The 19,870-nt window shown below is 69.4% G+C and carries 16 protein-coding genes; 6 read left to right on the top strand and 10 right to left on the bottom strand.

What is annotated here, in order from left to right; translation table 11 throughout:
- The 3 genes from cydB to AB4Y78_RS14365 form a co-directional block, all read right to left on the bottom strand.
- Entirely contained in the window at positions 1-1,065 is a 1,065-nt protein-coding gene (gene cydB, locus AB4Y78_RS14375; protein WP_441715210.1) for a cytochrome d ubiquinol oxidase subunit II, read from the bottom strand.
- A gap of 14 nt (positions 1,066-1,079) precedes the next feature.
- Complete coding sequence (locus AB4Y78_RS14370; protein WP_441715208.1) at positions 1,080-2,519, bottom strand: cytochrome ubiquinol oxidase subunit I; 1,440 nt, start codon at positions 2,517-2,519, stop codon at positions 1,080-1,082.
- A 212-nt stretch (positions 2,520-2,731) separates the two neighbouring features.
- Positions 2,732-2,866, bottom strand: a complete 135-nt coding sequence (locus AB4Y78_RS14365; RefSeq protein WP_441715206.1) for a hypothetical protein — start codon at positions 2,864-2,866, stop codon at positions 2,732-2,734.
- 305 nt (positions 2,867-3,171) lie between these two features.
- Here AB4Y78_RS14365 and AB4Y78_RS14360 point away from each other — a divergent pair, with 305 nt between their 5' ends.
- The gene (locus AB4Y78_RS14360) at positions 3,172-4,380 is read left to right on the top strand and encodes an IS110 family transposase (protein WP_441715204.1); all 1,209 of its coding nucleotides are present in this window, start codon (positions 3,172-3,174) and stop codon (positions 4,378-4,380) included.
- 69 nt (positions 4,381-4,449) lie between these two features.
- On the opposite strand, the gene AB4Y78_RS14355 is transcribed toward AB4Y78_RS14360, so the two are convergent.
- The 5 genes from AB4Y78_RS14355 to AB4Y78_RS14335 all read right to left on the bottom strand — a co-directional run bounded on the left by AB4Y78_RS14355 (position 4,450) and on the right by AB4Y78_RS14335 (position 11,047).
- Positions 4,450-5,721 (bottom strand): MFS transporter, encoded by a 1,272-nt coding sequence (locus AB4Y78_RS14355; protein WP_441715202.1) that lies wholly within the window; start codon positions 5,719-5,721, stop codon positions 4,450-4,452.
- A gap of 693 nt (positions 5,722-6,414) precedes the next feature.
- Positions 6,415-7,233: an amino acid ABC transporter ATP-binding protein gene (locus AB4Y78_RS14350; protein ID WP_306511970.1), complete on the bottom strand. Its 819-nt coding sequence runs from the start codon at positions 7,231-7,233 to the stop codon at positions 6,415-6,417.
- Complete coding sequence (locus AB4Y78_RS14345) at positions 7,230-8,246, bottom strand: amino acid ABC transporter permease (protein WP_441737259.1); 1,017 nt, start codon at positions 8,244-8,246, stop codon at positions 7,230-7,232. The genes AB4Y78_RS14350 and AB4Y78_RS14345 overlap by 4 nt, the downstream gene beginning before the upstream one ends.
- Positions 8,246-9,136: an ABC transporter substrate-binding protein gene (locus AB4Y78_RS14340; protein ID WP_441715570.1), complete on the bottom strand. Its 891-nt coding sequence runs from the start codon at positions 9,134-9,136 to the stop codon at positions 8,246-8,248. Before AB4Y78_RS14340 ends, AB4Y78_RS14345 begins: the two co-directional genes overlap by 1 nt.
- A 126-nt stretch (positions 9,137-9,262) precedes the next feature.
- Entirely contained in the window at positions 9,263-11,047 is a 1,785-nt protein-coding gene (locus AB4Y78_RS14335; protein ID WP_128277208.1) for a substrate-binding and VWA domain-containing protein, read from the bottom strand.
- Positions 11,048-11,176: 129 nt separating this feature from the next.
- On the opposite strand from AB4Y78_RS14335, the gene AB4Y78_RS14330 reads away from it, so the two are divergent.
- Together AB4Y78_RS14330 and AB4Y78_RS14325 are read left to right on the top strand one after the other, a co-directional pair.
- Positions 11,177-11,575 carry a phage holin family protein gene (locus AB4Y78_RS14330; RefSeq protein WP_040880562.1) on the top strand — a complete coding sequence of 133 codons (399 nt, stop codon included), beginning with the start codon at positions 11,177-11,179 and terminating at the stop codon, positions 11,573-11,575.
- A gap of 217 nt (positions 11,576-11,792) precedes the next feature.
- Entirely contained in the window at positions 11,793-12,731 is a 939-nt protein-coding gene (locus AB4Y78_RS14325) for a hypothetical protein (RefSeq protein WP_441715567.1), read from the top strand.
- A gap of 206 nt (positions 12,732-12,937) precedes the next feature.
- Here the strand turns inward: AB4Y78_RS14325 and hisC are convergent, their stop codons facing one another.
- A complete protein-coding gene (hisC, locus tag AB4Y78_RS14320; RefSeq protein ID WP_259912215.1) occupies positions 12,938-14,011 on the bottom strand; it encodes a histidinol-phosphate transaminase in 1,074 nt (357 codons plus the stop codon).
- Between the two features lie 195 nt (positions 14,012-14,206).
- On the opposite strand from hisC, the gene pdhA reads away from it, so the two are divergent.
- From pdhA to AB4Y78_RS14305, 3 genes are read left to right on the top strand one after another with little or no spacing between them, the layout of a single operon-like run.
- The gene (pdhA, locus tag AB4Y78_RS14315) at positions 14,207-15,448 is read left to right on the top strand and encodes a pyruvate dehydrogenase (acetyl-transferring) E1 component subunit alpha (protein WP_387357194.1); all 1,242 of its coding nucleotides are present in this window, start codon (positions 14,207-14,209) and stop codon (positions 15,446-15,448) included.
- Entirely contained in the window at positions 15,445-16,434 is a 990-nt protein-coding gene (locus AB4Y78_RS14310; protein ID WP_128277207.1) for an alpha-ketoacid dehydrogenase subunit beta, read from the top strand. The genes pdhA and AB4Y78_RS14310 overlap by 4 nt, the downstream gene beginning before the upstream one ends.
- A gap of 13 nt (positions 16,435-16,447) precedes the next feature.
- Complete coding sequence (locus AB4Y78_RS14305; RefSeq protein WP_441737256.1) at positions 16,448-17,818, top strand: dihydrolipoamide acetyltransferase family protein; 1,371 nt, start codon at positions 16,448-16,450, stop codon at positions 17,816-17,818.
- 60 nt (positions 17,819-17,878) lie between these two features.
- Here the strand turns inward: AB4Y78_RS14305 and AB4Y78_RS14300 are convergent, their stop codons facing one another.
- Positions 17,879-19,849, bottom strand: coding sequence for an FG-GAP-like repeat-containing protein (locus tag AB4Y78_RS14300; RefSeq protein WP_441715562.1), 1,971 nt, complete (start codon positions 19,847-19,849; stop codon positions 17,879-17,881).
- Positions 19,850-19,870 lie beyond the last annotated feature (21 nt).

Here is a 19,870-nt window from a genome sequence, read left to right as displayed (position 1 = left end):
TCAGCGGGCCCCGGCGTCCACGGCCGGCCGTGCCGGCAGGTGCTCGACCGAGAGGCGGCGCCGGAAGACCCAGTAGGTCCACGCCGTGTACGCGAGCATGATCGGCGTGAAGACGACCGCCGCCCAGGTCATGATCTCCAGGGTCATCGGTGAGCTGGCCGCGGCCTCGAGCGTCAGGTCGGGGCTGTCGCCGCGACCGTTGATGGCGTTGGGCGTCAGCATGAGGAAGTAGCTGACGACGGTCAGGCCGATCGTCGTGGTGGTCCCGACGAAGGCCCAGCCCTCCGCCCCCTTCGCATTGGCGGCGATCGAGGCGAGGAGCGCGACGGCGGCCAGCGCCATCGTCACCCACGCGGCGGTCGTGCCGCGCTGCGCGCCGAGCCAGCCGAAGAGGACCACGGCGAGCACCGCGGTCACGAGGCCGCTGCGGGTGGCGACGGAGCGGGCTCGGGTGCGGACGTCGCCGGTGGTCTTCAGCGCAAGGAAGTGCGCGCCGTGCGTCAGGCAGGCCGCGGTGAGTGTGAGGCCACCGAGGACCGCCACCGGCGTGAAGAGACTGAGCAGGTTGCCGTCGAACTCCGTGTAGACGGTGCTGCCCATCGTGTGCTCGGTCATCGGCAGGCCCGCGACGAGGTTGGTCAGGGCGACGCCGACGACGAAGGGGGCGAGGTAGGACCCGCCGACGATGGCCAGGTCCCAGCGGCGCACCCACTCGCGGTCGTGCCGCTTGTGCCGGTACTCCAGCCCCATGTTGCGCAGGATGAGCGTGACGAGCAGCAGCAGCAGCGCCAGGTACATGCCGGAAAACATCGTGGCGTACCAGTGCGGGAAGGCCGCGAAGGTCGCGCCGCCCGCGGTGAGCAGCCACACCTCGTTGCCGTCCCAGTGCGGGCCGATCGTCGTGAGCATCGTGCGCCGCCGTCCCTCCCGCTCGGGGCCCTCGTCCCCCGGGGCGCGGTCGAGCACGGGCAGGAGCATGCCGACACCGAAGTCGAAGCCCTCGGTGATGAGGTAGCCGGCCCACAGCACGGCCAGCAGGACGAACCAGATGGTGATGAGATCCATGTCAGTGCTCCCGGTCAGTAGGCGAACTCGAGCGGCGCGTCGTCCTCGACGACGCGGGGCTGCTCGAAGGGCTCGGCGCCCTTGCGGATGGTGGCGAGCAGGAGCCGGACCTCGACGACGGCCAGGCCGCCGTAGAGGAGGGTGAAGACGATCATCGACGTCCACACGTCGGCGGTCCCGACCGACGGGGAGACGGCCGTGTGCGTGGCCATCTCGCCGAAGACGACCCAGGGCTGGCGGCCGACCTCGGTGAAGATCCACCCGAAGCTGTGGCCGAGGACGGTGGCGATGGGCGTGAGGACGATCGGTGCCGCCACCCACCGCTGCATCGGGACGCGGTCCTTGCGGGTGGCCCACAGGACCCAGGCGCCGACGGCCATGGCGAAGAAGCCGGTGGCCATCATCAGGCGGAAGTTCCAGTAGGTCATCGCGATCGGCGGGACGTAGTTGTCCGCTTGGGTGAGCTCGCCGTCGGCGAAGGTGGCGCGGTACTCGTTCTCCAGGTCGACGATGCCGCGGACCTCCCCGTCCCACGTGCCGGTGCCGAGGAAGGAGAGCAGGCACGGGATCTCGATGACGTGCGTGGGGTCCTCGCCGCCGAGGCCGGCGACGGTCAGCACGGAGAAGGGGGCGCACTCGCCCTTCGGCGGGGTGTCGTAGAGGGCCTCGGCCGCGGCCATCTTCATCGGCTGGACCTCGGTCATGACCTTGCCCTGCAGGTCGCCGCTGATGGCGACGCCGAGGCCGGCGACCAGGACGACGACGGCACCCAGGCGCGTCGCGTGCCGGTACATCCTGCGGTCGGTGGCGTCGCCTCCCTTCGTCGTGTGCCGGCGCAGCTGGAAGAGGCCGACGGACATGACCATGGCGCCGCCGACGAGGTAGCAGGCGGTGATGACGTGGGGGAAGGCGACGAGCTGCACCGGGTTGGTGAGGATCGCGACGAAGTCGGCCATCTCGGCGCGGCCGGTCTCCTCGTTGATCCGGTAGCCGACGGGGTGCTGCATGAAGGAGTTGGCGGCGAGGATGAAGTACGCCGACAGCAGGGTGCCGACGTGCACGATCCACATGCAGGCCGCGTGGAGTCGCTCGGGGATGCGGCCCCAGCCGAAGATCCACAGGCCGAGGAAGGTCGACTCGAGGAAGAAGGCGAGCAGGGCCTCCAGGGCCAGCGGAGCGCCGAAGATGTCGCCGACGAAGCGGCTGTAGGTCGACCAGTTCATCCCGAACTGGAACTCTTGCACGATGCCGGTGACCAGGCCGAGGGCGAAGTTGATCGTGAAGAGCTTGCCGAGGAACTTCGCCATCCGCAGGTGGCCCTCGTCCCGCGTGCGGATCCACCGCGAGTGGTACCAGGCGACGATCGCGGACAGCCCGATCGTGATCGGCACGAAGAAGAAGTGGTAGACGGTGGTGATCGCGAACTGCCACCGTGCGAGGTCGAGGACGTCCATCCCGGCTCCTACTACGTCGATGAATACGACATGACGTAGTAGATGCTACACCCGTCCCCGGTCCCTGAGTGGCCGCCGCATGCCAAGACCCCGGTCCCTGAGGAGCTTGCAGGCCCAGACCCGGTCCCTGAGGAGCTTGCAGGCCCAGACCCGGTCCCTGAGGAGCTTGCTCTGCAAGCGTCTCGAAGGGCCGGGGTCCCGGTGGAGGCGACTCAGCGCACGCGGTGCAGTCCCCGCTCGCGGTCGACGATCTCGAAGCTCGCCTGCGTGTAGGCCCGGGAGCCGCGGGTCGTCACCTTGTCGAGCGAGCGGAAGTCCCGTCGGTGTGAACCCGGCTGCCCCCGCACGTGATCCGGGCGTGAAGAGCAGGTCAGTGGATGGTCAGGTCCGCCCGACGGCTCGCGCAGTCAAGGCCCGTTACCTTCTTCGTGCCCTCGATGATGGGGGTGTTGGTCGCTGGGTCCGGCATGACTTACTGCCCCTGTTGCATGGATGATCCGGGCGGTGTTGTCACCGGGACTGGTGGCGTCGGTCTGACCGCTGATAGGGACACGGCCCCCGCTTGGGTGGTCTCTTCGTAACGTGGCTGCCGGCTGCTGACGCCTGACCGCGGCCAGCGCGACCACTGTCTGCGTGGGCAAGGAGGCCCGTCATGCAAGAGCCATCAGCAGATCGCGGGTACGCGGTGTTCCTCGGGTTGGACGTCGGCAAGGGCGAGCACCACGCCACCGCCCTCGACCACGGCGGACATCGGTTGCACGACCGACCGCTGCCTCAGGACGAACACGCACTGCGGGCCCTGTACGAGCAGCTGAGCGGCCACGGGCCGGTGCTCGTCGTGGTCGACCAGCCCGCCTCGATCGGCGCGCTGCCCGTGGCTGTCGCACGCGATGTGGGTGTGGACGTGGCCTATCTGCCCGGGCTGGCCATGCGCCGCATCGCCGACCTGCACCCGGGCAACGCCAAGACCGACGCCCGCGATGCGTACGTCATCGCTGAAGCAGCACGGACCTTGCCGCACGCACTGCGGCGGGTCGACACCGGCGACGAAGCGTTGGCCGATCTGGACGTCATCGTCGGCTTCGACGACGACCTCGCGTCCGAGGTCACCCGGGTGACCAATCGCATCCACGGGCTGCTCACCCAGATCCACCCGGCCTTGGAACGGGCCATCGGCGGCAAGCTGCACCACAAGGCAGTCCTGGAACTGCTCCACCGCTACGGCGGCCCCACCGGGCTACGTACAGCCGGCAAGAAGCGCATCGCCAACGTCGTCAGGCCAAGGGCTCCACGCAGCCACCACGCCATCGTCGAAGCCGTCATGGCTGCCCTGGACGAGCAGAGCGTGACCGTTCCCGGCACCCGGGCCGCTGAACTGGTGCTACTCCAGCTGGCCGACCAGCTGACCTCGCTACTGGCTCAACGCGAGCAGGCCGCGACCCAGGTCGAGGAGATGCTCGATGCACACCCTCTTGCCGCGGTCCTGACCTCGATGCCCGGCATCGGGGTCAGGACCGGAGCACGGATCCTGCTCGAAGTCGGCGACGGGACCACCTTCCCCACACCCGGGCACCTGGCCGCCTACGCCGGCCTAGCCCCAGTCACCCGACGCTCCGGATCCTCCATCCGCGGCGAACACCCCTCACGCGGAGGCAACAAGAACCTCAAACGCGCGATGTTCCTGTCCGCGTTCGCCGCGCTGTCGGACCCGACCTCACGCGCCTACTACGACCGCAAGCGAGCCCAAGGCAAGAAGCACAACGCCGCCCTGATCTGCCTGGCCCGACGCCGCTGCGACGTCATCTACGCCATGCTCCGCGACGGCACCCCCTACCAACCCCGCCCAGCCACAGCCGCTTGACGAAACCCATAGGGACACCCCCCGTTCCCCGAGGAGCTCGCGCAGCGAGCGTCTCGAGGGGACCCCGCCTCAGGCCCGCGGGAGCCGGTACCTGGCGAAGGCCGGGACGGCTGCGGAGGCGAGCAGGGTCAGCACGATGACGAGCACGCCGCCGGCGATGGTCGTCGCGGCCGCACCGAGCTGGCCGGCGGCCAGGCCGTGGAGCACGTCTGCGACGCGCGGACCGCCGGCGACGACGACGATGAAGACTCCCTGGAGCCGACCGCGCATCGCGTCGGTCGCGGCCGTCTGCAGCATCGACGAGCGGAAGGCCGCCGAGGCGACATCCGCCGCACCGCCCGCGGCGAAGAAGATCACGGCGACCGCGAGCCACAGCCCGGCGCTCCCGTCGGCGAGGGCGACGGCGATGCCGAAGCCGGCGATCGCGCCACCCCACACGAGGATCGCGACGATGACGGCCAGGCCCTGACGCTCCACCCGCGAGACCCACCCCGACATCACCCCACCGAGGAAGGCTCCGGCCGGCATGGCCGCGAAGAGCAGGGCGAAGGCCACGCCCCCTTCGGCCGGGCCACCGAAGTCGAGGTGCGCCATCTCGGGGATCAGCGCACGCGGCATGCCGAAGACCATCGCGATGAGGTCGACGACGAAGGACATGAGGAGCACCGGCTGGGTCGCCAGATAGACGAAGCCGTCGACCACCGACCGCAGACCGGGGGTGGACCCGGCCGCTCGCTCCACGGGCAGCGGCGGCAGCGAGATGACCGCCCACAGGGTCGCGAAGAGGCAGATCGTGTCGACGAGGTAGAGCCACGAAAACCCGAGCAGCGGGATGAGCGCACCACCGACGAGGGGCCCGGCGATGGCACCCCCGGTGAAGACCGTCATCCCGAGCGTGTTGGCGGCGGGCAGCAGCTCGGGCGGCAGGATGCGCGGGTAGACGGCCGATCGGGTCGGCTGGTTGACGGCGAAGAAGGCCTGCTGCAGGGCGAAGATCGTGAGCAGCAGCCAGACGTTGGTGTTGCCGAGCGCCGCCTGTGCGAAGAAGAGCGCTGACGTGATGATCAGGCCCCACGTCGTCACCGTGAGGATCCGCCGCCGGTCGAAGTGGTCGGCGAGCGAGCCGCCGTAGAGCCCGAAGACGACGAGCGGCACGAGCCCGAAGACGCCGGTGAGCCCGACGTAGGCGCTCGACCCGGTCATCGAGTAGATCTGCGCGGGCACCGTGACGACCGTCAGCTGCGCCCCGATGACGGTGACGATCTGCGCGGTGAAGAGCCGTCGGTATGCCGGGACCTTCAGGGGGCGGGTGTCGGCCAGCAGGCCCTGGAGGCGGCGCACCGCGTCACCCTACGCCAGGTGTTAGCCCCGCTCGCCGGGCGCTTCCGTATGCCAAGCGAAGGTGTCGTCGCTTGGAAGTGGGGCAGCCTGGGGACGCTCATTGCGGAGCAGGGATAGCTTGCCGTTCTTCAGGCGCCGCAATCGGACACTTTGAGGTGGACTGATTCCGGCAGCCAAGGCCTCGTGCAATAGATCGCCAATCAACCAGATCACTTCCTTCTCAACTGACCGGGAGCAGCGACCCAAGCCGTTGAGAGGATCGCACATCACTTGGTCGATCCATTCCTCGACGAACCCTTCTGGAAGTTCGAGCGAAACGCTCTGTGGGGAAGTGGCCTCCTCCACCGGAACATCAACAATGAAGGAGCCATCCCTCTCGGCAGGGCGCCAATGAAGCCCGGTCGCGTCGAGAATTCTACCGGAGGCGCTCATTGTTTTGGGCAGTGAGTCGATGCCGGGAAAACCGTTGTTACCCGTCGTGTTTTCATTATTGTAAGAAAGTCGGGTCGAAGTGCATCGGCGGCGCCGGCCCCGAACAGGGTGATTCCAATCGCGACCATTGCCGACAGGGGCGACCTGAAAATCATGGTGTTTTTGCGCCGAAGGCCCGCGGCGTCCATTGTTCCCAGCGTCATGTGAAAACCATGCTGCTCGCCAACTGATTCTGTCATGGGTTACACGGGTTTGACCCTGTCAGCCGAGCTCGGCGACCGCCTCGGCGACCTTCTCGTGCTCGGCCCGCAGCCGCTTGAGGAAGTCCTTGGTCCGCGCGTGCTGCGGGTTGTTGATGACCTCCCTGGGCGCGCCCTGCTCGACGACGACGCCGCCGTCCATGAAGACGACCCGGTCGGCGACGTCGCGGGCGAAGGCCATCTCGTGGGTGACGACGATCATCGTCATGCCCTGGGCGGCCAGGTCGCGCATGACCTCGAGGACCTCGCCGACGAGCTCGGGGTCGAGCGCCGAGGTCGGCTCGTCGAAGAGCATGAGCTTGGGCTGCATCGCCAGGGCCCGGGCGATGGCGACCCGCTGCTGCTGGCCGCCGGAGAGCTGCCCCGGGTAGGCGCTCGACTTGTCGCCCAGGCCCACCTTGTCGAGCAGCTCGAGCGCCTCGGCGCGCACCTCGGCCTTCGACCGTCCCTGCACCCGGACGGGCGCCTCCATGACGTTCTCGAGCGCAGTCATGTGCGGGAAGAGGTTGAACCGCTGGAAGACCATGCCGATCTCCCGGCGCTGGGCGGCGATCTCCTTGTCCTTCAGGCGAAAGAGCTTGCGGCCCCCCTTCGCCTGCTTCTCCCGGTAGCCCATGAGCTCGTCGTCGACGAAGATCCGTCCGGCCTGGATGTCCTCGAGCTGGTTGATGCACCGCAGGAAGGTCGTCTTGCCCGAGCCGGAGGGCCCGAGCAGGCAGACGACCTCGCCGGGGGAGACCTCCATGTCGATGCCCTTGAGCACCTCGTTGCTGCCGTAGGACTTGCGCACCTGGACCGCGCGCACGACTGGCCGGCTCACTTGCCGCCTCCGATCGTCAGACCCATGAGGCGGGTCCGGTTGGTGTCGGTCTTCGCCTGCTTCGACGTGTTGCCGTAGCCGCGGCCGAAGTGCCGCTCGAGGAAGTACTGCCCGATCATGAGGACCGACGTGATGACGAGGTACCAGAGGCACGCGGCCATGAGCGTCGGCATGATCTTCAGCGTCCGGTTGCCGATGGCCTGGGCCTGGAAGAAGAGCTCGGTGCTCAGCGGTAGCGCCATGAGCAGCGAGGTGTCCTTGAGCATCGCGATGGTCTCGTTGCCCGTCGGCGGGATGATGACGCGCATCGCCTGCGGCAGGATGACGCGCCGCATCGACAGGCTCGGCTTCATGCCGAGCGCGGCCGCGGCCTCACGCTGCCCCTCGTCGACCGACATGATGCCGGCGCGGGCGATCTCGGCCATGTAGGCGGCCTCGGACAGGCCCATCGCGATGATGCCCCAGATGAGGGTGCTGCTGATCTGGTTGACGTTGAAGGTGAAGAGCGTCAGGTCGTTGCTCATCCCGAGCCAGCCGGCGAGCTGCTGGCTGAAGGGGAAGGGCCCGATGTCGAACCTCGGGTAGAGGTAGCCGATGCCGGTGCCGAAGAGGACGACGAGCACCAGGCGCGGGATGCCGCGGAAGAACCACGTGTAGAGGAAGCCGACGAACTTCAGCACCGGGTTGTCCGACAGTCGCATGACGCCGATGACGATGCCGAGCGTCACGCCGATGAGCATGGACCCGATCGTCGCGATGATCGTGCCCTTGACGAGCCCCTCGAGCACCGGGCTGTAGTTCATCACCTGGAAGGCGAAGGGCCAGTCCCACCGCGGGTTGGTGACGAAGCTGGAGATGATCATCGCGAAGACGATCGCGATGACGACCAGGGCGACCCAGCGCCCCGGGTGACGGACCGGGGCGGCGTCGATGGGGCCGGCGTCCTCGGACACGGGGGCGGTCCCCCCTTCGCCTGCCGAAGGGGGGACCGCCGCGTCGCTCGTGCTGGACATCAGGGGTTGACGGCGAACTCGTCGATGCCGCCGGACTCGTTGCCCCAGTTCTTGAGGATGGCCTCGTAGGAGCCGTCCTCCTTCATGCTCGTGAAGGCGGCGGCGATGGCCTCGCCGAACTCCTTCTGGTCCTTCGGGATGACGATGCCGTAGGGGGCGGAGTCGTAGATGTCGCCGAGGGCCTCGAGCTCCTCGCCCTGCTGCTTGACGGCGTAGAGGCTGATCGGGGAGTCGGCGGACATGGCCTCGGTCTTGCCGGAGACGAGGCTCGCGGTGACCTTGGACTGCTCCTGCTCGACGACGATCTTGATCTTGTCGTCGCACTTCTTGTTGAGCGCCTCGAGCTCGTCGAACTGGACGGTGCCCTTCTGGACGCCGACGGTCGCGCCGCACGGGTCCTTCGGGTCGACCTTGCCCGGGTTGCCCTTCGTCGTGACCCACTGCGTGCCGGCGTCGAAGTAGCTGATCATGTTGACCTGCTTCTTGCGCTCGTCGTTGATCGTGAAGGAGCTGACCGCGACGTCGTACTTCTCGGAGGTCACGCCGAGGATCAGCGAGTCGAAGGAGGCATTGCTCCACTTCGTCTCCAGGCCCATCTTGGCGGCGGCCGCGTTGAAGAGGTCGACGTCCATGCCCTCGACGGTCTTGCCGTCGTCACCGAGGAACTCGTTGGGCGCGTAGGAGGCGTCGGAGCCGATGTTGAGCGTGCCCGCGCTCTTGACGTCCTCCGGGACGAGCTTGGCCACCTCCTCGTCCACGGTGACCTCCTGGGCGGACGAAGATTCGCCGCCGCCGGCGTCGGTGCCCTCGAGGCTGTCGGACCCGCAGGCGGTCAGGGCGCTCGCGCCGAGCGCGAGCGTGGCGAAGAGAGCGACGTGGGCACGGCGCATGGTCATCCTCCAGGTGTGCAGAAGGGGCACTGGATGCGTGCCCGGTGCCGGTCATCGTGCCACCGAGCCGGTCGCGGCGGGGAGCACCCCGCCGCGACCTTGACCCAGTCGTGACTCGTGCGCCGCTCAGCGTCCGCTGCGGGCCAGGAGGGCCTGGACGAAGACCCGCTCGATGTCGTCCGGCGTCTCGGCGATGTAGCTCGTGCCGCCGGTCTCGTCGGAGATCTTCTGCAGGGCCGTCGGGCTGGCCTCGCCCATGCCGATGGTGATGACCCGGACCGGGCGCTTGGCGTCGTAGGAGTCGTCGAGCCGCGACAGCAGCTGGTTGAGCGACAGGCCGCCGTTGGGGTCGTCGTTCTCGCCGTCGGTGAAGACGACGAGCGAGTTGACGTAGTCGGGGTCGTACTCCTTGACCATCTTCTGGTAGGCCGCCCAGATCGAGTCGTAGAGCGCCGTGTCGCCACCGATGTACTTGTCGCCGCCGTCGATGAGCTTGCGGAGCGACTCGCGGTGGGTGGTGCCCCCCTTCGTGCTGTCGAGGCGCTTGATCGGCGCGAGCACGCGGTGGTCCTTGCCCTTGGACAGGTCGCTGCTGAAGACCCAGCCGCCGACCTGGCTGCCGGCGGGCAGGATGCCGACACCCTTGGTGAGCGACCCCTTCGTGACGTCCCAGCGGGTCATCCCGGCAGTGGGGCTGTCCCACTCCATCGAGCCGGAGACGTCGATGACCGCGAGCATCCGCATGTCGGTGCGCATGCGGTCCCACGTCTCGACGGCGGCGACCCGCTCGTTGCGGTCGAGGGGCTCGAGGGTCGTGACGTCGGGGGCGGCGCTGCCGGCCACCTCCGGGCCGCCGGCACCATTGGGGTCGCGGAAGCCGGCCTCGGTGAGCGCCTCGCGCATGTCGAGCGTGCCGAGCTCGGTCCGGGCGGAGTCGGCGTGCTGGAGCAGCTCGCCGCTCAGCTCGGGGTTCATGATCCACGGGTAGTCGAGCGAGAGCGTCCCCTTCTCCGGCACGACGGCGCGAAGGGGGGTGACGTCGGGGTTGTCCTCGTTGTACGTCGCGATCTGCTGCTCCGACGCGGGGAAGGGCTGGGTCCCCTTCTGGTCGGAGGTGTAGTCGGCGAAGAGCTTGTTGAGCGAGGGCGCGGCGAAGCGCGACATGAAGATCAGCCGCTCACCGGTCTGCAGGCCGATCCGCTCGGGCTGGCCGATGCGGCTGGCGTGGAAGGCCAGCCGGCTCGAGGTGTCGGTGTCGGGGTTGGCCATCCGCAGCCCGCCCTCGTTGTTGAGCAGCGACCCCCACGACGAAAACTTCGTGACCTTGGCCTTCTGATCGTCGCCCGACGCGAGGACGACGGGGGAGGAGGCGATCGACTGCCCCTCGAGCCACTGTCCGGTGGTCTTGCTCGCGTCGACGGCGTCGATCCACGTCGAGCTGTCGGGGATCCACACGTCGGGGGCCTGGCCCTCGTTGATGTTGCGGGCCGTGTCGGCGGCGGAGGCCGAGGTGACGTCGAAGTCGGCGCACGCGTCGCTCTCCTTGACCTTGGCCAGCGCGTCCTCGAGGGGCTCGGCGATCTCGGGGGTCGCGGCGACCGTGAGCTTGCGGCCGCCGCAGGCGGAGTCGTCGCCACCGCCGCGCAGGGCGGCGAAGGCGCCGCCGCCGCACAGCGCGAGCACGAGCAGGACGGCGACCGGCAGCAGCCATGCAGGGCGTCGCGTCGCGCGGTCGTCCTCGCTGCGGTGGCTGCGGCGGGGCTGCTCGTCGGCCGGGGTGCTGGGCTCTCCGGCAGCCGCCGGGGCGGGCTCCGGAGAGGTCGAGTCGTCCCGCGCCGGGGTCGACTCCGGGCCGGTCTCGTCGTCGTCCCACAGGTCGTGTCGCCGGGTGGGGCGGCCGTCGCCACTCATCGTGCTCTCCTTCGTCGCCGGCACACCCTCGTTACCGGCCGGTCAAGTATGACCCACTAGGTGACCACAGGTGGGCGGCGATCGCGCTGGGCTGTGCCGATGATCACCGCGGCCTGCCATGCTGGCCCCATGACCAACTTCCTCATTCGGACCGGCGTCAACGCCGTGGCGCTGTGGGTCGCCGCGTGGCTCATCGACGGGATCCACCTGGCCGACGGTGACGCGACCTTCGCCTCCAAGTTCGCGACCATCGTGCTCGTCGCGCTGATCTTCGGTGTCGTCAACGCGGTCGTGAAGCCGATCGCCAAGGTGCTGACCTTCCCCTTCATCGTCCTGACGCTGGGGCTGTTCACCTTCGTCGTCAACGCCTTCCTACTCCAACTCACCGAGTGGATCTCCTCGCCGCTGGGCCTCGACTTCGAGATCACCGAGTTCTGGTGGGACGCGGTCATCGGCGCCCTCGTCATCACGATCGTCTCGATGATCCTCAACTGGGTCCTGCCGGAGAAGGAAGACCTCGACGACTGACCCCGCATCTCCCTAGGCAAATACCCACCCCCGACCGCATTTCCCTAGGCAAATACCCACCCCAGGCCACATTTCCCTAGGGAAATGGCCACCCCAGACCGCATCTCCCTAGGCAAATGACAGCCTGGGTGGTCCAGAGGCCGCATTTCCCTAGGGAGATGCGGCCTCTTGTGGATAACTGGAAGGGTGGCGGTGGCCGGCTGGGCAGGGTGGATGCATGTCAGCGCCACCACTTCGCGTCGCCCCGTCCGAGCTCGGCGACATGCCGCTCTTCACCACTGCAGAGGCCGAAGGGAGAGGCATCTCCCGTCGCGATCTGGCCGTCTTCGTCCGCCGCGGCCTGTTCTGGCAGCCGGCCCGCGGGTGGTACTCGAGTCGCACGGATGCGCAGATCGAGGAGCGGCACCGGATCCGCGCGGCCGCCGTCCTCAGGTCGCAGGCCGAGGGTGCGGTCGCCATCCGCCACACCGCGGCCGTCGTCCTCGGTCTGCCGTTGGTGCGGGCCGATCTCGGCCGGGTCGAGATCGGCACGGCAGGTGGTGCTCACGGCCGGACGACGAAGGGGGTGCGGGTCACCGGGGTCGACCTCGACCAGCTGGCCTGCGTCGAGGTGCAGGTGCCGGGCCTCGGCACCCTCCGCAGCGCTTCGCCCGCCTGGGCCGTCGTCGGTACGGCCATGAGCAACAACCCGCTGGCCGCGCTCGCGGCCGGCGATCACGCCCTTCGTCATGGGCTGTGCACCCGGGGCGAGATCGCCGCGGCTCTCGATGCGGCCCGAGGGGCCACGGGCGTGGGGCAGGCCAGAGAGGCCCTGGTGCACCTGGAGCCGAAGCACGAGTCGCCGGGGGAGACGCTCACCGCGGCCGTGCTGCGCGGCAGCCGTTGGGACTTCGAGCCACAGGTCTGGCAGACCGTGGCGGGCCGCAGCTACCGGATGGACTTCGCCAACGAGGAGCTCATGCTGGCCGTGGAGTTCGACGGGCAGGTCAAGTACGTCTCGCCGGAGGTCAAGGAGGACGAGCTGGCCCGTGAGGAGGATCTGCGCTCCATCGGGTGGGACTTCGTCCGGGTCGTCTGGGACGACTTCGAGGACGAGCGCCAGATCCAGCGGGAGGTCGACGACAAGGCGACCGCGCGAGCCCGCGGCCTCACCTGACGCCCGCTCGTCCATGCCCTGGCCTGACGAATTTCCCTAGGCAAATACCCAGGGGGTCGGGTATTTGCCTAGGGAAATGTGGAAGGGGTGGTGATTTGCCTAGGGAAATGTGGAGTGGGTGGGTATTTCCCTAGGGAAATGTGGAGTGGGTGGGTATTTCCCTAGGGAAATGTGGAGGGGTTTGGTGATGTGCCCAGGGAGATGCGTCAGGCGGGTCCGAAGGCCCGGGCCACCTCGATGAGCCGGTCGTTGGCCTCGGTCTCGCCGATGCTCACCCGCACGCCCTCGGTGCCGTAGGGGCGCACCGACAGGCCCGCCTCCGTGCACGCCGCGACGAAGTCACCCGTGCGCTCGCCGAGCGGGAACCACACGAAGTTGGCCTGGCTGTCGGTCATCTGCCAGCCCGCCTCACGCAGCGCGGCCAGCACCCGCTCGCGCTCGGCGACGATGCCCTTGACCCGCACGTCGAGCTCGTCCTTGGCCTCGAGCGAGGCGATCGCGGCGGCCTGGGCGAGCAGGTTGACGCCGAAGGGGGTTGCCGTCTTGCGCAGCGCCTCGGCCACCGGCTCCGGCGCGACCGCGTACCCGACGCGCAGGCCGGCCAGCCCGTAGGCCTTGGAAAAGGTGCGCAGCAGCATGACGTTGTCGTGCTCGCGCCGCAGCGCGAGGCCGTCGACCTCCCCTTCGCCCTCGACGAACTCGAGGTAGGCCTCGTCGACGACGACGAGGACGTCACGGGGGACCTTGGCGATGAAGGCCTCCAGCTCCGCGTGGGTCACCGACGGGCCGGTCGGGTTGTTGGGCGTGCACACGAGGACGACGCGGGTGCGGTCGGTGATCGCCGCGGCCATGGCGTCGAGGTCGTGGCGCTGGTCGGCGGTGAGCGGCACCTGGACCGACACGGCGCCGGCGATCGCCACGACGATCGGGTAGGCCTCGAAGGAGCGCCAGGCGTAGACGACCTCGTCGCCCGGGTCGCACGTCGACTGGATGATCTGCGCGAGCACACCCACCGACCCGGTGCCGGTCGCGATCTGCTCGCGTGGCACCTCGAGGTGCGCGGCGAGGGCGTCGGTGAGCGCGGTGACCCCCATGTCGGGGTAGCGGTTGACCTCGGTCGCCGCGGCCGCGATGACGTCGACGACCGAAGGGAGCGGAGGGTTCGGGTTCTCGTTCGAGGAGACCTTGTAGACCGTCAGCCCCTCGCGTGCGGCGGGCGGCTTGCCGGCCACGTAGGCAGGGACCTGGTCGAGGGCGGAGCGCAGCCGCGGGGTGTCCATGCGCGCACCCTAGCCCCCTCCGCCCAGTGGCCCGGACCCGGTTTGGGTGTCCACCTGCTGAGACGCTAGGTTGGCTCACGCCAATGAACTGTGGCTCGGGTCACACGCCCGCCGCAGCCGATCGAGGCGTCGACGACGACGTCCTCACGTGGCCGCGGCGAGGTGACCCCTCGAGCCGGGCCGAAGGGAGCAGCAGTGAGCGACAGCGACGTCGCCGGCCACGCCGGGACCCGAGGACACGTGGCAGGGGCCTTCGAGCCCTCGCCGGAGATGGGGCCGACGCCCCCCTCCCAGATCACCGGGCACTTCTCCGACGACAACCCGGAGATGGTCCAGTTCGTCGACGCTGACGGCAACCGCCTGGAGACCAATGCGACCAATGCGCCCTACGCGCAGATCGTCGAAGAGATGACGAGCGAGGACGCGCGCACGATCTACCGCGACCTCGTCCTCGTGCGCCGCATCGACGCAGAGGGCTTCGCCCTCCAGCGTCAGGGCGAGCTCGGTCTGTGGCCGAGCCTCTTCGGCCAGGAGGCCGCCCAGGTCGGCGCCGGTCGCGCCCTGCGCCCCCACGACTACGCCTTCCCCGGCTACCGCGAGCACGGCGTCGCCTGGTGCCGCGGCGTCGACCCGGTGAGCCTCTTCGGCATGTTTCGCGGCGTCAACCACGGCGGGTGGGACTCCAACGAAAACAACTTCCACCTCTACACGATCGTCATCGGCAACCAGATGCTCCACGCGGTCGGCTACGCCATGGGCATCACGGCCGACGGGGCCATGGGCACCGGCGACCCCGAGCGGGACGCAGCGGTCATGGCCTTCACCGGTGACGGCGGCACGAGCCAGGGCGACTTCAACGAGGCGCTCGTCTTCGCGGCCGTGACCAACGCGCCGGTCGTCTTCTTCGTGCAAAACAACCAGTGGGCGATCTCGGAGCCCAACGACAAGCAGTTCATCATCCCGCCGTACCAGCGCGCCCGAGGCTTCGGCTTCCCCGGCGTCCTCGTCGACGGCAACGACCCCCTCGCCACCTACGCCGTGGCCAAGGACGCGCTCGACAAGGCGCGCAGCGGCCAGGGACCGACGCTCATCGAGGCCTACACCTACCGGATGGGCGCGCACACGACCTCCGACGACCCGACGAAGTACCGCAGCGACGCCGAGGTCGAGATCTGGAAGCACAAGGACCCGATCAAGCGCATGCGCGGCTTCATGGAGGAGCGCGGGCACGCCGAGGCGGAGTTCTTCGGCGCCGTCGACGCCGAGGCCGACGAGATCGCGGCGCGGGTGCGCAAGGCCTGCCAGGAGATGCCCGACCCGGAGCTACCGACGATGTTCGACCACCAGTACACCGAGCCCCACCCCGTCGTGGACGCCGAGCGCGAGGAGTTCCTCGCTTACCACGCCGGCTTCGCCGAGGAAGGAGACGCCCGATGAGCGGCCAGCGCCTCTCCCTCGCCAAGGGCCTCAACGCCGGCCTGCGTCGCGCCTTGGAGCGCGACCCCAAGGTCGTCCTCATGGGTGAGGACGTCGGCAAGCTCGGCGGCGTCTTCCGCATCACCGAAGGCTTGCAGAAGGACTTCGGCGAGCACCGCGTGCTCGACACCCCGCTCGCCGAGTCCGGCATCGTCGGCACGGCGGTCGGGCTCGCCCTGCGCGGCTACCGCCCGGTCGTCGAGATCCAGTTCGACGGCTTCGTCTACCCGGCCTTCGACCAGATCGTCAGCCAGGTCGCCAAGATGCACGCCCGCTCCCTCGGCCACCTCAAGGTGCCGATGGTCATCCGCATCCCCTGCGGTGGCGGCATCGGTGCGGTCGAGCACCACAGCGAGTCAAACGAGGCCTACTTCGCGCACACCGCCGGTCTGCGGGTCGTCTCGTGCAGCAACGCGGCCGATGCCTACTGGATGATCCAGCAGGCGATCGAGACCGACGACCCCGTGATCTTCTTCGAGCCCAAGCGCCGCTACCACGAGCGCGGCGAGACCGAGATCGACGAAGGGGGTGCCCCGGACCTCGGTCTCTACGACGCCCGCGTGGCCAAGGAGGGCAGCGACCTGACGCTGCTGTGCTACGGCCCGATGGTCAAGACCTGCCTGCAGGCGGCAGCCGCCGCCGAGGAGGAGGGCCGCAGCCTCGAGGTCATCGACCTGCGCTCGCTCAGCCCGCTCGACCTGCCGACGATCACCGCGTCGGTGCGCAAGACCGGCCGCGCCGTCATCGTCCACGAGGCCCAGACCTTCGTCGGCCTCGGTGCCGAGATCGCCGCCCGGGTCCAGGAGGAGTGCTTCTACCACCTCGAGGCACCGGTGCTGCGGGTCGGCGGGTACAACATCCCCTACCCGCCGAGCCGCTTCGAGGAGGAGTTCCTCCCGACTCTCGACCGTGTCCTCGACGCCGTCGATCGTTCGTTCGAGCACTGACCAGGAGACCACTGTGGCCGTCAAGAACTTCAACCTGCCCGACCCCGGTGAGGGCCTCACCGAGGCCGAGGTGACCACCTGGAAGGTCAAGGTCGGCGACGAGGTCGCCGTCAACGACATCGTCATCGAGGTCGAGACCGCCAAGTCGCTCGTCGAGCTGCCGATCCCCTTCGCGGGCACGGTCGTCGAGCTGCTCGCCGCCGAGGGCGACACCGTCGACGTCGGTGCCCCGATCATCGCCGTCGAGGTCGGCGGCGCCGACCCGGAGCCGGCTGCCCCCGTGTCCGGCGAGGCGGAGGAGGCTGCTGGCCCGAACCTCGTCGGCTACGGCGCCAAAGCCGGCAGCACGCGACGTCGAGCCCGCACGTCCCGTCGAGTCGACTCGGCCGCGGACGGCCTCGCCCCTCAGGGGTCGGCGGCACCGGCGCCGGCTGCGGGAGGCCCACCTCCGGTCCCTGCCCTTCGAGACGCTCGACCGCCGCGTGCCCTGGCCAAGCCGCCGGTGCGCAAGCTCGCCAAGGACCTCGGCGTCGACCTGCAGGCGGTCGCGCCGTCGGGTGACGGTGGGATCGTCACCCGGGCTGACGTCGAGGGCGCGGCCTCGGCCCTTCGAGACGGGCGCGGGGCGCCCTCCTCAGGGACCGGTGGGACTCTCGCTGGGACGCCGGGCGAGGAGGTGCGCATCCCCATCAAGGGGGTGCGCAAGGCGACGGCCGGGGCGATGGTCGCGTCCGCCTTCACCGCCCCGCACGTCACGGAGTTCATCACCGTGGACGTCACGGCGATGATGGACCTCGTCGACCGGCTCAAGCGCGACCGGGCCTTCGCCGACGTCAAGGTGACGCCGCTGCTCGTCGTCGCCAAGGCGCTCTCCCTGGCCCTGAGCCGTCACCCCGAGGCCAATGCCAGCTGGGACGAGGCCGCGCAGGAGATCGTGCTGCACGGCTCGGTCAACCTCGGCATCGCCGCGGCAACCCCGCGCGGGCTCCTCGTGCCCAACATCAAGGGCGCCGACCAGCGCTCCCTGCACGACCTGGCCGCTGCGCTTGGCGACCTCGTCGGCACCGCCCGCGAGGGCCGCACGCCGCCGGCCGACCKGGCCGGCGGCACGGCGACGATCACCAATGTCGGCGTCTTCGGCGTCGACACGGGCACGCCGATCCTCAACCCGGGCGAAGCGGTGATCCTCGCCTTCGGTGCGGTGCGCCGCACGCCGTGGGTCGTCACGGCCGCCGACGGCAGCGAGTCGATCGAGCCGCGCTGGGTGACCCAGCTGGCGCTCTCCTTCGACCACCGCCTCGTCGACGGCGAGCTGGGCTCCAAGCTGCTCGCCGACGTGGCCGCCCTGCTCCACGACCCGGGGACGGCCTTCCTCTGGGCCTGACCGGCTGCTGGGCACGACGAAGGGGGCGCACCCGGTGCGCCCCCTTCGTCGTGCCGGCCGTCAGAAGACGATGGGCAGCACGTCCATGCTCGGCGTGATGTCGCGCGGGTAGTTGGTGTGGCTGCCGCCCTTGCCGGCGAAGTAGAGCAGGGAGTCGCCGTTCGGGCGGACCGCGACGATGTCGCCCTGCTTGTTGTCGGCGCCGCCGGCGTCACCCGGCACGGCGACGGTCCGGTAGCGGTCCCAGCCGGTCGACGTCTTCGTCGTCATCGTCCAGTCGGTGCCGGTCGAGGTCCACGTGCGCATCCGGCCACCGGAGGAGACGCCGCGCAGGTCGTCGCGGCCGTCGCCGTTGACGTCGGGGACGAGCTCGATGTTCTGGTACCACTTCGCCGGGACACCGTAGCGGCGCACGAAGCGCAGCGTGCCGGAGTCGGAGAGCTCGTACTGGTCGGTGGAGCCGCTGGCGCGACGGTTGATGACGTCGAGTCGGCCGTTGCCGTCGACGTCCCCGCCCGAGGCGAGGTCGGTGTAGGCGTCCCAGCCGGTCGCGATCGTCTTGGGGGTGCCGAGCTGGCCGGAGGCGGTCGTGAGCATCAGCTGGAGGCGGCCGTCGCCGCGACGGACGAGGACGTCGGACCTGCCGTCGCGGTTGACGTCGCCGGCGTGGCCGAACCAGTCGGCGTCGGCGAAGCCGGTGCCGACCGAGCGGCGGGCCGCGAAGTCGCCGTTGCCGTCGCCGTTGTGGACGTAGACGCGTCCGCTCTGGTTGCGCCCCATGAGATCGACCTTGCCGTCGCCGGTGAAGTCACCGGAGCGGCCGCGCGGGTCGGGCTGCGGGGGGGTGGGGGCCTTGAGCTGGGCGCGGTTCTTGTAGACGATCCGCGAGACGCCCTCGATGGTGGAGATCTCGGTGCTCATGGCGCCCGGGTTGTCGTGGGTGAGGACCGCGATCGTGTAGTCGGTCGAGCTGACCTTGGCCCAACCGATGCTGTTGACGTGCCAGCCGTCGGTGCGCGGGAGCCAGCCGTTCTTCAGGGCCACCGAGCCGGAGGGCGCACCGGCCGTGACGCCCCAGTCCTGAGAGGAGTTGATGTTGCGCATCTGGGTGAGGCCGTACATCCGGTTGGTGTAGCTGAGCGCCTTGGAGGGGCGGGCGTAGTGCTCCATGAGCTCGGCCTGGTCGGCGGCCGTCGTGCTCGTCAGGCCCCAGTGGTTGTAGGGGTCGGCGTAGGTCTGGTCGAGACCGAGACGGTCGGCGGCCCGGTCGAGCCCGCTGCGGCCGCCGATGTGGTTGAAGAGCGCCGTCGTCGCGTTGTTGTCGCTGTTGCGGATCATCGGCACGATCTGGGACTTCTCCCAGGAGGTGAGGCCGCGACCGGCGTCCTGCGCCTTCATCATCACGGCGGACATGATGTGCACCTTGACGATGCTCGCCGTGACATTGCGCGAGGAGGTCTTGGTGTAGGTCCACGAGCGACCCGAGCCGGGGACGCGCACGGCGACCCCGACGGCGCCGGGGCGGGAGTTGAGGTAGCTGCGCAGCTCCGACTCGAAGGGGAGGCTGGCGGCGGCGGCGTAGGGCTCGGCGGAGCGCTGCGCGGCGGGCGGCGGGGTGTCGTCCACCTCGACGGTGAAGGTGAGCCGGCCGGTGACCTTGCCGGTCGTCTGGGCCTTGAGGGCCTGGGTGGCGGGCAGCAGCTTGGTGATGTCCGTGGAGACGGAGTCGGTGGTCGCCGTGCACGTCGCGCCGGTGCCACTCGGCTCGATCCTCACCTGGTGGCCGGAGGCGTCCTGGCCGGTGAAGCCGGGGCGGCCGACGACCGTCAGCGGGCCGTCGGTGATCTCGGCGGTCCCTCCGCGGGACAGGTCGCCGGTGACCGTCACCGTGTCGGCACCGATGCCATCGCAGATGACGTCGATCTCGGTGGGTGCGGACGGCTGGGCCGGCGCAGCGAGGGCCGGGGCGGCCGCGAGAGCGGCGGTCGTGGTGAGGACGAGTGCCGTGAGTGCGGTGCGACGGTGCGACATTGCGGGTTCCCCCAGAGCGTG

The organism is Janibacter sp. RAF52 (assembly GCF_052114035.1).
Taxonomy (GTDB): domain Bacteria; phylum Actinomycetota; class Actinomycetes; order Actinomycetales; family Dermatophilaceae; genus Janibacter; species Janibacter hoylei.
This window is presented reverse-complemented; position numbering and strand designations above follow the sequence as displayed.